General features: G+C 67.1%; 11 protein-coding genes and 1 pseudogene. 4 read left to right on the top strand and 8 right to left on the bottom strand.

Annotated features, from left to right (window positions below):
• Positions 1-148 precede the first annotated feature (148 nt).
• The 3 genes from K309_RS0131060 to K309_RS38055 are packed head-to-tail and all read left to right on the top strand — an operon-like array spanning position 149 to position 1190.
• Positions 149-520 carry a BON domain-containing protein gene (locus tag K309_RS0131060; protein ID WP_029049950.1) on the top strand — a complete coding sequence of 124 codons (372 nt, stop codon included), beginning with the start codon at positions 149-151 and terminating at the stop codon, positions 518-520.
• Between the two features lie 39 nt (positions 521-559).
• On the top strand, positions 560-793 hold the full coding sequence (locus tag K309_RS0131055) for a hypothetical protein (RefSeq protein WP_029049949.1): 234 nt from the start codon (positions 560-562) through the stop codon (positions 791-793).
• 52 nt (positions 794-845) lie between these two features.
• Entirely contained in the window at positions 846-1190 is a 345-nt protein-coding gene (locus tag K309_RS38055; protein WP_051320706.1) for a hypothetical protein, read from the top strand.
• A 75-nt stretch (positions 1191-1265) separates the two neighbouring features.
• On the opposite strand, the gene K309_RS0131045 is transcribed toward K309_RS38055, so the two are convergent.
• The 7 genes from K309_RS0131045 to argH all read right to left on the bottom strand — a co-directional run bounded on the left by K309_RS0131045 (position 1266) and on the right by argH (position 13233).
• Positions 1266-2009, bottom strand: coding sequence for a BON domain-containing protein (locus tag K309_RS0131045; protein ID WP_029049948.1), 744 nt, complete (start codon positions 2007-2009; stop codon positions 1266-1268).
• Between the two features lie 31 nt (positions 2010-2040).
• Positions 2041-2910 carry an endonuclease/exonuclease/phosphatase family protein gene (locus K309_RS38050; protein WP_051320705.1) on the bottom strand — a complete coding sequence of 290 codons (870 nt, stop codon included), beginning with the start codon at positions 2908-2910 and terminating at the stop codon, positions 2041-2043.
• Positions 2911-3033: 123 nt separating this feature from the next.
• A complete protein-coding gene (locus tag K309_RS0131035; protein ID WP_029049947.1) occupies positions 3034-3387 on the bottom strand; it encodes a hypothetical protein in 354 nt (117 codons plus the stop codon).
• A gap of 108 nt (positions 3388-3495) precedes the next feature.
• Positions 3496-9384 carry an excinuclease ABC subunit UvrA gene (uvrA, locus tag K309_RS0131030; RefSeq protein ID WP_029049946.1) on the bottom strand — a complete coding sequence of 1963 codons (5889 nt, stop codon included), beginning with the start codon at positions 9382-9384 and terminating at the stop codon, positions 3496-3498.
• Between the two features lie 637 nt (positions 9385-10021).
• Positions 10022-10429, bottom strand: coding sequence for a RidA family protein (locus K309_RS0131025; RefSeq protein WP_029049945.1), 408 nt, complete (start codon positions 10427-10429; stop codon positions 10022-10024).
• A gap of 306 nt (positions 10430-10735) precedes the next feature.
• The gene (locus K309_RS0131020; RefSeq protein ID WP_029049944.1) at positions 10736-11704 is read right to left on the bottom strand and encodes a Bug family tripartite tricarboxylate transporter substrate binding protein; all 969 of its coding nucleotides are present in this window, start codon (positions 11702-11704) and stop codon (positions 10736-10738) included.
• A gap of 29 nt (positions 11705-11733) precedes the next feature.
• Positions 11734-13233: an argininosuccinate lyase gene (gene argH, locus K309_RS0131015; RefSeq protein WP_029049943.1), complete on the bottom strand. Its 1500-nt coding sequence runs from the start codon at positions 13231-13233 to the stop codon at positions 11734-11736.
• 125 nt (positions 13234-13358) lie between these two features.
• Between argH and K309_RS0131010 the strand changes: the two genes are divergently transcribed.
• Complete coding sequence (locus K309_RS0131010) at positions 13359-14237, top strand: LysR substrate-binding domain-containing protein (protein WP_029049942.1); 879 nt, start codon at positions 13359-13361, stop codon at positions 14235-14237.
• A 133-nt stretch (positions 14238-14370) separates the two neighbouring features.
• On the opposite strand, the pseudogene K309_RS44375 reads toward K309_RS0131010, so the two are convergent.
• Positions 14371-14463, bottom strand: a pseudogene (locus tag K309_RS44375) (IS66 family transposase); the annotation flags it as partial.
• Positions 14464-14750 lie beyond the last annotated feature (287 nt).

The raw sequence follows: 14750 nt of genomic DNA, 5'->3' as shown, positions 1-14750 counted from the left end.
ATTCCCTTCAAGGACGGTGCCCCGGCGCAAGACAATCCGCCGGATCAGCAGAAACTCGCCGCCTGAGAACCGGCCACGATCAACCTTCGTACACCAGATTTGACTTTATCTCCTCACGCAGTACGGTATGCCGTACAGGAGGATCGCCATGAGATGTCCTGCTCGCTCCCGCATTCGCCGCCTGGCGCTGCCGCTGGCGGTACTGGTCATGGCAGCTGCGCCGGCGGTGCCCGCGGCGCCCACCGACGCCCCCGCGGCCCCCTCCTCCACGGGCCGCACCGCCGCGCCGCGCGACACCGCAATTGCCAGCGACCGCGCCATCACGTCCGAAGTCCGTGCGCGCCTGGCAAGCGCAGGCACGCTGGATCCGGCGAAGATCCGCGTGTCGACCATGGACGGCGTCGTCAAGCTTGAAGGCTCGGTGCGCGACGACAAGCAGCGCGCCCTGGCCATGGAGCTGGCGCGCTCGGTACGCGGCGTGACCGCGGTATCCGACGAACTTCGTGCCGGTACGGATTAACGATGCGACACCCGCACGAATATCTGCCCTGGAGACACCATGAGCACCCATCGCCAACCCGACCATGACACCACCCGGCGCCGCAGCGAGCCGAGGCCGGATCCGCACAAGGGCGGGCCTGACACCGAACATGAACGCGGCAAGCCGGGACGCGACCGCCGCCACGATGTCGAGCGCGAGCACGATATTCCCGACGAGAACGGCGAGCCGCCCTCGGTGCGGCGCCGCGGCGGCAATCCGGAGGAAAGCGAACCTCCGGTGGAAAACACCTGACCGCTGCCACGATGCCACACCGCACCGCACAGGACAGACCCAAGGAGAGACCATGAGCAAGACCGTACGTACCGGCGCCCAGGCTTCCGCCGGCGGCGGCCGCCCGCGTGACAAGACCGCGACGGGCGCTGCGCGGGCGCAGGCCGGCAAGATCCCCAGCACGCTGGATCCGGATCTCGAGCAAGAGATCAATGACATCGAGAGCGAGATCGAGATCGAGCAGCGCGACGAAGACTCGCACCTGCCGCCGGAAGACGAAATCCCGGAAGAAGAGATTGCCGACGAAGTGGTGCGTGCGGCCGAAGGGTTGCCGGCCGAGGTGCCGGTCGACAAGGCCGACCGTACCGATGAGCGCGAAGAGCAGCCGCCCCATCCGCCGCGGACCAGCGAGGACTGACGCGCTGGTCAGGGTCAAGGCGAAGGGCGGCGGCTCAGTGAACCTGCGCCGCCGCCCTCGCCGTTCTCCGGCCCCTCATTCGGAAGCCAGCAACCCGTAGCGCTGCACGCGGATGTGGTTGATCACGTCCTGCACGCCGAATACGTGCTCCGCGATATCCTCGATATCGTACTTGGTGCGGCGGTCGTTGACCTTGCCCTCCAGCATCACCACCCCATCCTGCACTCGGACTTCGACGTCGCTGACATCGAGCTCGTCATCGCGCGCCAGCCGGTTGCAGACCTCATCGTGGATGCGGTCGTCGTCGCGCCGGTAGTTGCGCGGGCCGGCGGGGCGTCGCTGCGAGGGGGTGTCCCACTCGTCGCCAATGCCGCCATAGCCGCGTGCCTCGCGCTCATAACGCTCGTCCTGCCAGCGCCGATAGCCAGAGCGCTCAGGCTCGCCATAGCCTCCATCTCGCTCATGGCGCTCATGGCGCTCATTGCGCTCGTAGGGGCCGCGGCCCGCGCCCGCCGGACTGCGCTGCGACCATTCATCCTCGTAGCGCGCATCGCCACGTCCACTGGCGCCATAAGGGGGACGCTCGCTCGGCCAGCGCCATTCCTCGACGTACAGCCCATACCACTCTTCGTCGCCGGGCGTCACGTCCTGGGTCTGGTCGCGCGGCAGGCGCTCGGCGGTGTTGCCGTAGCGGCCACCGCTGAGCCCGCGCTGGCGCCGGTTGCGCGACTGGGCCGGGATACCGCTGTAGCCCTGGTCATTGCTGCCGTACTGCTGGTCGGCGCGCCTGCGCAGGTAGTTGTCGTCGCTCTGTCTCATCGTCGTGCTCCTATGTTTGCCCGGTGTTTGCCTATGCTTCGGGACCCATCTCCGCGCCCGCGGCGGCCGAAGACGATTGCGCCAGCGGCACCTCGAAGCAGGCCAGCAGCGGCAGGTGGTCGGAGGCGACCCGCGCCAGCGGCGAGCGGTGGCTGGCCACCGAGACCAGGTGTGCGCGCGGCGAGACCCAGATCCGGTCCAGCGCGAATATCGGCATGCGCGAGGGAAATGTCGCCGTGTGCGGGGTCTGTTCGAAATATGCGTGCAGCCAGCGCAGCGGACGTCCCCACAAGAACCACTCGTTGACGTCGCCCAGCAGGATGGTGGGCAACGGCGGCGCCGCGGCCACGTAGTTCAGCAGTCGCTGCACCTGGTGGCGCCGTTCGCCGGGGCGCAGCCCCAGGTGCGTGGCAATGACGCGCAGCGCGCTGGCGTGCCCCGATGCGGTACAGGCGAGCGTGACGTCGATCGCGCCGCGCGCCTCGCAGCCTTTCACCGTGAGATCGATCTGGTTGACCGCCTGCGGCGCGAAGCGCGTCAGCAGGGCATTGCCATAATCCGCATTGCCGCGCACGCGGGTAAAGCCCGACACCACGTGCATGCCGGTGTGCCCGGCCAGGTATTCCAGCGTGTGGTCGTTGCTGCTGCCCGACTCGACTTCCTGCAGCGCGACGATATCAGCGCCGAGTTCTTCCAGCACCGCAGCGATCCGGTCGGGCCGGTAGCGGCGGTCGGTGCCGACCCCGCGATGGATGTTGTAGCTGACCACCGTCATGCGCGCGAGCCCTACGGACGGCAGGGGGCCGCAGCGCAGCGCCTGGCTGGCATCCGGCACGCCGAACTGGTCATTGGCCGCTTGCGCAGGATTTACAAGAGGCGGTAAGTCCGGTTGCATTCGCATTTTTTCGCGCCTTCGCGACTGGAAAGGCTGGAAAGGCTGGAAAGGCCGTTGCCCGCGTGGCGGCATAATGCCGCGCACGCGGCAGGCGGCCGTTGCGAAAATTGGCCTGTCAGGTGCTCAGGATCAGGCACCATCCAGGAACTGGCTGCGCGGGCCAACGCGGCGGCCAAGTTCCGGACTGACCCAGCGCGTTCCTTCCATGTACGGGTCAGCCGTGCGCTGCGCGGGCGGGCTGGTCATGCCGGGCTGCGCCGGCACGGTAGAAGGCTGGGCCTCGGTTGCCGGCCCGAGGTCCTGGCGCGTGGAAGTGTTGGCACCCTGCGTGTACGGATCGAACTTGTCGGTGCTGCGCGCACCCTGCGAATAAGGATCATAGCTGCCGCGCGGCGTGCCAGGCGTCATCTGGGCCATGGCGGGAATCGCAGCGGCGGCGAACGCGACAGCGGCGAGAAATCGGCTGGGTCGGATATGCTTCATGGTTACCTCCGTTCATGGCGCGATGTGCGCGCCAGCAACCATGAGCAAGCGAAAGGCGTGCCTGTGGCGTGTGGCCCTGGCTACGCCCCCTCGCTTGCGGCAAACGGCTCACGCCACGCCGGCTTTGGCTCGCGCATCGTCCTGCCGCGTCCCGGCCTTGCCGCGCGCCAGCACCGGCACCAGCGCCGCGCCGGTATGGCTTGCCGGGATCCGCGCCAGCGATTCCGGATCGGCTGCGCCGACGATGGTGCCGCCGCCCGCGCCGCCTTCCGGCCCCAGGTCGATGATCCAGTCGGCCTCGGCGATCACGTCGAGGTCATGCTCGATCACCACCACGCTGTGGCCACCGTCGGCCAGGCGGTGCAGCACGCGGATCAGGCGCGCCACGTCGGCCATGTGCAGGCCGACGGTCGGCTCGTCCAGCACGTACAGCGTATGCGGCGCCTTCTGGCCGCGGCGCGTGATGTCGTCGCGCACCTTGCTCAGCTCGGTGACCAGCTTGATGCGCTGCGCCTCGCCGCCGGACAGCGTCGGCGACGGCTGGCCCAGCGTCAGGTACCCCAGCCCCACGTCCTTCATCAGCTGCAGCGGGTGCGCAATATTGGACATCGATGCAAAAAATTCCACCGCTTCGTCGATCTCCATGGTCAGCACGTCGCCGATGTTCTTGCCGCGCCAGGTGACGGCGAGTGTCTCGGGATTGAAGCGCTGCCCGTGGCAGACGTCGCATGGCACTTTCACGTCCGGCAAGAAGCTCATGCCGATGGTGCGCACGCCCTGCCCTTCGCACGCGGGGCAGCGGCCATCGCCGGTGTTGAATGAAAAGCGCGAGGCGGTATAGCCGCGCGCACGCGCCTCAAGCGTATCGGCAAAAAGCCGGCGGATGGTGTCCCATACGCCGATATAGGTGGCCGGGCACGAACGCGGCGTCTTCCCGATCGGGGTCTGGTCGACTTCGAGCACGCGGTCGATCGATTCCCAGCCGGTGATGGCGTCGCAGCCGTACCAGTCGTGGTCGACCTTGAGCGGCTTCTTCGCCGTCGACTTGCTTGTCTTCGCCTCTTCCCTGGCCGCATTGCGCGCGCGGCGCGTGGCCGGCGACGACAGCACCGAACGGCCCACCGCGTCGAGCAGGTTGGTCATCAGCACGTCGCGCGCCAGCGTCGACTTGCCCGAGCCCGACACGCCGGTGATCGCCACCAGGCGCGACAGCGGGAGGCGCGCGTTCACGTTGCGCAGGTTATGCAGTGAAGCGCCGTGCACGGTCAGCCATTCGGCCGGATCGGCCGGCTTGCCAGCCGCGCCAGGCCGCACCGGGCGGCGTGCCTGCAGCGGGTGGATGATCGGCTGCGCCAGGAACTGGCCAGTGGTGGATGCCGGCGCCGCGGCAAGGTCCGCCACGCCGCCCTGCGCCACCAGCGTGCCGCCGCGCTTGCCCGCGCCGGGGCCGATGTCGATGATGTGGTCGGCGCGGCGGATGGTGTCTTCGTCATGCTCGACCACCACCAGCGTATTGCCCTTGTCGCCCAGCTTGCGCAGCGCATCGAGCAGGATCTGGTTGTCGCGCGGGTGCAGGCCAATGGTGGGCTCGTCCAGCACGTAGCAAACGCCCTGCAGGTTGCTGCCGAGCTGCGCCGCCAGCCGGATGCGCTGCGCCTCGCCGCCGGACAGGCTCGGCGCGGCGCGGTCCAGGCTCAGGTAGCCCAGCCCCACTTCTTCCAGGAACTGCAGCCGGCTGCCGATCTCGCTGACCACGTCGCGCGCGATCTCGGCGTCGCGGCCGGCCAGGCGCAGGCCGTCGACCCAGCGGCGGGTATCGGACACGGTCCATTGCGCCACGTCGACAATGGCCTGCGTGTCGAACGTGACCGCGCGCGCCACCGGGTTCAAACGCGTGCCGTGGCAGTCAGGGCACGGCGTTTCGCCCACGCCCTCCGGTTCCAGCTCCTCCGACGGCAGGCTCTGCTCGCGGCCGCGGTTGTCGTCGGCCAGCACGGTATCGTCGAACGCCGCGCGCTGCTCGCGCGTCAGCGCCAGCCCGGTGCCGACACAGCTGCCGCACCAGCCGTGCTTGCTGTTGTACGAGAACATGCGCGGGTCGAGTTCCGGATAGCTGGTGCCGCACTCGGGGCAGGCGCGCTTGGTCGAGAACACCTTGACCTCGCCCACGTGCGCGGTGCCGCCATTGGTCATGGCGTGGTCCAGCCCGTCGAGCGGCGCCAGCAGGTGCATCACGCCCTTGCCCGCTTCCAGGGCCTGCGCCAGCAGTGCGCGCAGTTGCTGTTCGTTCTCCGGCGTGACGACCAGGTCGCCGACCGGCAGCTCGATAGTGTGCTCGCGGAAACGGTCCAGGCGCGGCCACGGGTCGACCGGCAGGAACTCGCCATCGACACGCAGGTGCGTATTGCCGCGCGCCTTGGCCCATTTGGCCAGATCGGTATAGACGCCCTTGCGGTTGACCACCAACGGCGCCAGGAAGCCGACGTGCTGGCCGCGATGGTCGCGCAGCAGCTGCGCGGCGATCGATTCCGGGCTCTGCGACGTCACCGGCGCGCCATCATGCACGCAGTGCTGGATGCCCAGCTTGACGTACAGCAGGCGCAGGAAGTGCCAGACTTCCGACGTGGTTGCCACCGTGCTCTTGCGGCCGCCGCGCGACAGGCGCTGCTCGATCGCGACGGTGGGCGGGATGCCGTAGACCGCATCGACCTCGGGCCGGCCCGCCGGCTGCACGATCGAGCGCGCATAGGCGTTGAGCGATTCCAGGTAGCGGCGCTGGCCTTCGTGGAACAGGATGTCGAACGCCAGCGTCGACTTGCCCGAGCCGGATACGCCGGTGACGACGTTGAACTTGCCATGCGGGATATCGACGTTGAGCGACTTCAGGTTGTGCTCGTGCGCGTTGACGATGCGCACCACGTCCTCGCCCTCGACCTCGCGGCGCGCGCGGCGGGCCTGCAAAACCGCCTGCAGCGGCACGCCCTCGGACTCGGCGCCGGCGGCGCGTTCAGCGGCAAGGGTGCCGGCTTCGCCGAGCGCCGCGTCGTAGTGGATCAGCGCCTGGCCGGTATGGGACCCGGCGCAGCCCTTCACGTCCTCGGGCGTTCCGGTGCAGACCACGCGGCCGCCGGCATCGCCGCCTTCAGGACCCAGGTCGATCAGCCAGTCGGCGGCGCGGATCACGTCGAGGTTGTGCTCGATCACGATCAGCGAATGGCCGCTGTCGAGCAGCTTGCCGAAGGCCAGCATCAGCTTGGCGATATCGTCGAAGTGCAAACCCGTGGTCGGCTCGTCGAACATGAACAGGCGGCGCGGCAGCGTGCTGGCGCGGGTGCGCGACGGCGTGGCCTGCGCGGCCTCGGCCAGGAAGCCGGCCAGCTTCAGGCGCTGCGCCTCGCCGCCCGACAGCGTCGGCACGGGCTGGCCCAGCTTCATGTATTCGAGGCCGACATCGACAATGGGCTGCAGCACGCGCAGCACCGCGGCATCGCCGGCGAAATACGACGCCGCTTCGCTGACCGTCAGTTCCAGCACGTCGGCAATGCTGAGCGCGCGCGGCGGCTGCCCGGCGATGGCGCGCTCGATCTTCACCTCCAGCACTTCGGGGCGGTAGCGGGTGCCGTCGCAATCCGGGCAGCGCAGGTAGACGTCGCTGAGGAACTGCATTTCGACGTGCTCGAAGCCTGAGCCGCCGCAGGTCGGGCAGCGCCCGTCGCCGGAATTGAAGCTGAAGGTGCCGGCGGTATAGCTGCGCTGCAGCGCCATCGGCGCCTTGGCGAAGATCTTGCGGATCTCGTCGAACGCGCCGACGTAGCTGGCCGGGTTGGAGCGCGCGGTCTTGCCGATCGGCGACTGGTCGACGAAGACCACGTCATCGACGAGGTCCGCGCCGCTCAGCTTGCGGTATGCGCCCGGTGATTCGGTCGCCTTGCCGAAATGCCGCGCCATCGCCGGATGCAGCACGTCCTGCAGCAGCGTGGACTTGCCCGAGCCGGACACGCCGGTCACGCAGACCAGCCGCTGCAGCGGGATCTCGACGGTGACGTCCTGCAGGTTGTGTTCGGTCGCGCCTTCCAGCACGATGCGCGGCAGCTTGTCGTCAACGGGGCGGCGTTGCCAGTGCGAGGCATCGGCCACGCGGCGGCGCCCGCCGAGATAAGCACCGGTGAGCGTGTCGGCATTGCGGATATCCGACGGCGTGCCGTCGAAGATGATGTTGCCCCCGCGCTCGCCCGGACCGGGGCCCATGTCGATCAGGCGGTCGGCGGCGAGCATCACCGAAGGATCGTGCTCGACCACCACCAGCGTATTGCCCGCGTCGCGCAGCCGGTGCATGGCCTCGACGATGCGGTTCAGGTCGCGCGGGTGCAGGCCGATGCTGGGCTCGTCCAGCACGAACAGCGTGTTGACCAGCGAGGTGCCTAACGCAGTGGTCAGGTTGATGCGCTGCACTTCGCCGCCGGACAGCGTGCGGCTCTGGCGGTCCAGCGTCAGGTAGCCCAGGCCGACGTCGCACAGGTACTTGAGCCGCGTGCGCACTTCGGCCAGCAGCAGCTTGAGGGCATCGTCCAGCATCGCGCTGGGCAGCGTCAGCGCGTCGAAGAAGCGGCGGATGCGCTCGATCGGCAGCAGCATCAGGTCGTGTACGGTCAGGCCCGGCAACGCTTCGAGCTGGGTGCGGTCCCACTCCACGCCGCGCGGCAGGAACCGGCGTCCGGCTGCCAGCACGGCGTCGGCATTGTCCTTCGAGCCCAGGCGCCACAGCAGCGACTCGGTCTTCAGGCGCGCGCCGCCGCAGGTTTCGCACGGGGTGTAGCTGCGGTACTTGGACAGCAGCACCCGGATGTGCATCTTGTACGCCTTCGACTCCAGGTAGCTGAAGAACCGCATCACGCCGTACCACTGCTTGTTCCACTGGCCGTTCCAGTCGGGCGAGCCATGGACGACCCAGTGGCGCTCGGCCTCGGTCATGTCGGCCCAGGGCGTGTCGCGCGGGATGCCGGCCTTGCCGGCGTAGCGCATCAGGTCGTCCTGGCACTCTTTCCAGGCCGGGGTCTGCATCGGCTTGATCGCGCCTTCGCGCAGCGACTTGCGCGCATCGGGAATGACCAGCCCGAGGTCGACCCCGATCACGCGGCCGAAGCCCCGGCAGGTTTCGCAGGCGCCGTAGGCGGAGTTGAACGAGAACAGCGCGGGTTGCGGGTCGGCATAGCGCAGGTCGCTCTCCGGGCTATGCAGGCCGGTGGAGAAGCGCCACACGGGGCCATCGTCGCCATCGGCCAGCACATAGATGTTGACGCGTCCGCCGCCGCGCTTGAGCGAGGCTTCGATCGCCTCCACCACGCGCACCTTCTCGGCATTGCCGATGCGGAAACGATCGGCCACCACGTCCAGCAGCTTGCGCGCCCCGGTCGGCGACTGCACCACGCGCTGCGCCTGCACGCGCGTGTAGCCGCTGACGGAGAGCCACTGCTGTACCTCTTCCTCGGTGGTCGATTCCGGCAGTTCCACCGGGAAGGTCACCACCAGCCGCGCATCGTGGTGCGGCTGCCCTTGCGCCGTGCGCGCCAGCAGCTCGGCGTAGATCGTCTCCGGGGAATCGTGGCGCACCGGCAGCGCGGTCTGCTTGTCGAACAGCTCAGCCGCGCGCGCATAAAGCAGCTTCAGGTGGTCGTTCAGCTCGGTCATCGTGCCAACCGTCGAGCGCGAGCTGCGCACCGGGTTGGTCTGGTCGATGGCGATCGCCGGCGGCACGCCGTCGACGCGCTCGACCTGCGGGCGATCCATCCGGTCCAGGAACTGGCGCGCGTAGGCGCTGAAGGTCTCGACGTAGCGGCGCTGGCCCTCGGCATAGAGCGTGTCGAACACCAGGCTCGACTTGCCCGAGCCGGACGGCCCGGTCACCACGGTCATCTCGCCGGGGCGCAGGTCGAGGTCGACATCCTTGAGGTTGTGCTGGCGGGCGCCGCGAATGCGAATCAGCTGCTTGCTCGACACGATCTTTTCTTTCGGATCAATGCGTTAAGGGAGGGACAGGCGTGGACGGCGGGTGGCCAGGGGGCCAGGGGGCCAGGGGGCCAGGGGGCCTGGAGCAAACCACCATAGCACAGGGCCTGGGCAGGTCCGGGAAGGTCTGCCCCAGATACTGTACATCCATACAGTGTAACAGTTTCGAAAAGGATTCGTATCGGTCTGGATGACGCCGTTGTGTAGGAAACCGGAATTAGCCGCGCTACGCGGATGACGCCGTGGCGTTATGCCGCACGCGCGAGGAGGCAGTAGCTGCGTTCACTCGCCTGCGGTGGCTTGTTGCGCCGTCCCCTCCCTCCGAACCCGGTGTGCGGTTTTCCCGCGGGCCGGCCCACGGAGGCGGAAGTGCCCTGCTGGCCTGGCGGGACTGCCGCAGGTGTCGCTGCCGTGGATTGTGTGGCAGGGCGCGCAACTCAGAGTCGTTGAGTCACGTAAGGATGGCCGTCGCCGCGGGCATTTCGCCTACTGGGGGTGAAACGGTCGCACCCCTACGCGGCAACCAGCCTATGTCGTCTTCGGAGCTCGCAGGCGACGACCGAGCCTCAACGAGGCATTGACTGTTGCCGACCCTTCGATCAATGGCACATCTCCGCCATTAGCGTGGTCACCTTGCAGTCGCCTCTCGCTTCACGGCCACACACTTGATCTCAACCAGCAAGCCCGGATGCGCGAGCTCGGACACGCCAATCGAAGTCCATGCGCACGTGCCGCGTGGGAAAACCCGATTCTTCACTTCACGGAATACGTGCATCTGCGCGCTCATATGCACGTGGTACGTCGTCATATCGACAACGTCCTCAAAAGTGCAGCCAGCTTCTTCTAGCACCACGCGCAGATTTTCCCAGCACGCCAGAAATTGCGCCTCGGGATCCGCGACCACTTCGAGGTCGGCGGTACGCCCGATCTGTCCGGCACAAAATACGGTGGCGCCGACTTTCACTGCCGGTACATAGCCAGCACGTTCGACGATACGTTGCATCGTCGGTGGGACGATCAGTTCGCGGTCTGTCATGTGTTCTTCCATCACGATAAGTTGAAGCCCGGATCCCGTCGCGGTAGCGCCTGTGCTGATTCCATCGGCCACTAGCCATTCTGGCTGCCACGCCAGCGCCCGCTCGAATGGCCAGTAGCAGTAATCATCAGCCCAAACGCCGTGAGGCCACAGCCGCTCACAGCAGCTTGCCCCATAGATGAAGGCGCAGCACGACGAGGTGGCGCAGCTTCGGGCGAACTGGCCTGACTTGTAAGCGCGACGCGGACGCTGTCGGCCGAGCACGCCAGCGTCCGTTTTTTTATGCCACGCCGCCCAGCGGCAGCCTCAATCCAGCGTGATGTTCGCCTTCCGGATCACCTCGCTCCAGCGCTGCGTCTCGACGCGCACCAGCGCGGCATAGTCTGCGCTGGTGCCGGGCATCGGGATAGCCTCCTGGGCCGCGAGGCTCTCGGCAGTTTTCTTCTCTTTCGCGATCTTGTTGATCTCGATCGACAGCCGGTCGACGACGGCCTTGGGCGTTCCCGCCGGCGCCAGCACGCCGGCCCAGGAGTCGACCACCAAGTCAGGGATGCCGGCCTCCGCCATGGTGGGAACGTCCGGCAACGAAGCCACCCGCCGCGAACTCGCGACCGCCAGGGCGCGCATCTTCCCGCCCTGGATTTGCGGCAGGACATTGGGCAGGTTGACGAACATCAGGTCGATCTGCCCCGCCATGAGGTCAACCGCCGCCGGGCCCGCGCCCTTGAACGGCACATGCTCAAAGCTGGTGCCGGTCTTGTGCTGGAACAGCTCGCCGACCATCTGGTTGACGCTGCCGTTTCCGGCGGAGCCCATGAAGAGCGGCTTGCCGCCGGATTTGGCATAGGCGACGAAATCCTTGACGGTCTTCGCCGGCACCTTGTTCGAGACCACCAGAACGTTCGGCACGGCGGCAAACAGTGCCACCTGCACAAAGTCCTTGTTCGCGTCGTACGGCAGCTTCTTGTAGATCAGCGGGTGGATGGACTGGTGGCCCGAAGACGCGAGCAGCAGCGTATAGCCGTCAGGCGGCGACTTGGCGACCAGGTCCGCACCCAGCGTGCCGCCCGCACCGGGCTTGTTCTCCACGATGACCTGCTGACCCAGCGTCTCGGAAAGGCGCTGCGCCAGCACTCGGCCGATCAGGTTGACGGTACCTCCCGCCGGGAACGGAACGATGAGGCGGATCGGCTTGTCCGGATACGCCGCGGACGCGCCTGGGGCAACGCAAGCCGCGCTAACGGCCGCAATCAGTAACTTGGCGATGAGCTTCATGGTGCTTGGGCAGGAAGAGGATGGATGGATCAGGCCGCTGCCAGGGCGGCGATATCGCGCTTCATCTGGTCGCGCGCCGCATCGAGGCGCTGCCGTGTCGACGTCACCGAAGCCAGCACGGCTTCAAGATGAGCGCGTTGGCGCTCTATGGCAAGGGTCACCTCCGCCGGCGCAGGACCGCCGTTGCCGCGCGAGTTGACGCTCTCGACGGGGTCCAGGTACTGGCGCAGCTTGGCTTCCGGCCATTCGATCGCGCGACCGATGACGTCCACCGCCGCGCGGTCGAGCATGGTGCTGGTCACTTCGCCGGCGGACTGGCCGGCATCCAGGGCCATGCGCACCAGGCCACCCACGACGTGGTGGGCGTCGCGGAACGACAGTCCCGCGTCGGCAACGAGCCCGTCGGCCAGGTCGGTGGCCACGGAAAAGTCGAACCTGACCCGCTGCAGCATGGATTGCCGCTTCGGCTCGACGCTGCCGACGACCAGCTTGAACAGCGCGAGGCAGCGCGCCGTTTCCTCGCAGCACTCCCAGAAGCTGCGGATGCTCTCGCGGCTGCTGTCGCCGGTGTGCGTGAAATGGGTGCCCTTGACCGCGATCAGCGCGGTCGTCAGCAGCCCGACGACATGGGCGCTCTTGCCGCGCAGGTATTCGAGCACGGCGGGGTTCTTCTTCTGCGGCATGATGCTCGAGGTACTCGCCACGCGGTCGGGGAAGGACAGCAGGCCGAACTCCGGGGTGGACCACACATAGAAGTCCTGCGCCACCCGCCCCCAAGTCAGTGCGACGATGGTCATGTCGGACATGGCCTCCCATGCGAAGTCGCGTGACGCCACTGCATCCAGCGTGTTGTGGACCAGCGAACCGAAGCCGAGCGCGGTCGCGGTGACTTGCCTGTCGATCGGGAACCGCGTACCGGCCAGCGCGCCTGCACCCAGCGGCATTGCGTCGATCCGCGCCAAAGCCGCATGCAGCCGGTCCATGTCCCGGCCCAGCGTCTCGGCCACGGCGCTCAGGTAGAAGCCGAACGTGATGGGCTGCGCGGGCTGCAGGTGCGTGTAGCCAGGCATGACGGCATCGGCCAATTCACCAGCGCGTTGCAGCGCCACCCTGCGAACGCTGCCCAGCGCCTCGATGGTGTCGAGGACGATGTTGCGGGCGCGCATCCGGTCGATGGTGGCGGCGATGTCGTTCCGGCTGCGCGCCATGTGCAGGCGTCCGCCGATGTCCCGGCCGCTCACTTCCATCAGCCGGGCTTCATAGTTGAAGTACGGATCCTCGCGGGCGGGATCCAGCGTCACCGCGTCGGGCCCCTCGGCCTCCATCCGCTGCAGGCCGCCTGCCAGCTGCCGTGCCACTTCCGGGGACACCAGGCCGGTCTTGTGCAGCATCAGCAGGTGCGCCTGGTTCACCTCGGTGAGGTAGGCGAATTGTCTCGTGAAGTCGCGCGCAAGGCGCGGACCGTAAATGTGCTCGCAGATTTCCTGGGCAAGCGGCTCGTTGAGCCGGCGGCTGACTTTCGATTCCATGGTTCCGGATACGTTGTGTGGTGAACCCAGTATCGAAGCCAGGGACATACCGGTCAAATGACAGTTTCACGGGGGTGCATGCATTTTTGATATGGACATCCGGGAATGCCTGTACCATTGCCGGCATGAACTTCAAGCAGATCGAAACCTTCCGCACCGTTATGCTGACCGGCTCTATGACCGTCGCGGCGAAGCAGTTGCATACGTCGCAACCGAACGTGAGCCGCGTCATCGGCAAGCTCGAAGCGGAGCTCGGCTTCGAGCTGTTCGACCGGCTGCCGGGACGCGTGGTGGCGACCAAGGGCGGCGAGGCGTTGTTCAAGGAAGTGGAGCGTGCCTTCGTCGGACTGGACAGCCTGAGCGACTCGGCGCGCGCCATCCGCGACGTCGGGGTCGGCACGCTGCGCGTGGCGGCCGCCGCGTCGATATCGCTGAGCGTGTTGCCGCAGGCAGTCCGGCGCTTCAGCGAAAAATACCCACAGGTACGCATCGTCTGCGACACCAGCGAGTCCTATGTGATCGCCAACTGGATCGCCACGCAGCACTGCGACATCGGCTTTGTTTCCAACATCTCCGACAAGCCGGGTGTCGTGGCGTCGGTCATACACACCGAAAGCGCCGTGTGTGTCGTGCCGGCGCGTCACCGGCTGGCGAAGAAGAAGCAGCTCGTCCCGGAAGACCTGGCCGGCGAGCGCTTTGTTTCCCTGCCCGGCGGAAATACGTCACGGCGTGCGATCGATGCCGTGTTCCGTGACGGCGACCGCATCATGGCGCTCGAAACGCCCTTCGCCGCGACGATCTGCAGAATGGTCAGCGAAGGCCTTGGCGTGAGCCTGATGAACCCCATCGTCAGCCGGACGATGAAGTTCCCGGGCGTGGTCGCCATCCCGTTCAAGCCCGATATCCCGTTCAGGAGCTACATGCTGCGCGCGCAACTGGCGCCACGCGACACGCACGTCAACTATTTCGCCGCCTGCATGCGAGCAGCCTTCGACGCCGTGTGACCGAGGGCGGCTTGCCGCAGCCGACCGTCGCATCGACGCGATACACCGCACCACTGGCCGCCGACGTCCCGCCGTCCGCCAGCACATAAAGCGCCTGCGCGGCAATCCAGGCCAAGGGAATACACGTTCCCGGGGCGTTGGCGGTGAGTGCTTCGGCCTCGTTGAACAGCCCGAGCTGGCCCGCTTCACGCGCTTCGCTCTTGGCGCCGAACAGTTCGCGCCGATATCCTGAAGCAGGAGACGCATAGCAAAGGGCGCGTGCAGCGCAGTCCAGCTGATATGACTCCCCGTGTCAATCGAGATTGGTTTGATTCAGTTTCACAGTTGCATGTAGTTCCCCCAATTTCCTGAAGGGCGACGTAGCAGTAAGTCTCGACGGTGGATCATGCTGATATCCGCGGGTTGGTTACCGCATTACAGAGGTCCGCCCAATGAGCCTGCCGCTATCTAATTCCGCAAGTCGGATGAGATCCGTTGCCTAGCTGGATCGCGGGTTGCTCGTGTGCCGGGCTA

This window comes from Cupriavidus phytohabitans (assembly GCF_000426345.1).
Classification (GTDB): domain Bacteria; phylum Pseudomonadota; class Gammaproteobacteria; order Burkholderiales; family Burkholderiaceae; genus Cupriavidus.
The sequence above is the reverse complement of the archived record's forward strand: the minus strand, read 5'-3'. Positions and strand labels throughout refer to the sequence as shown.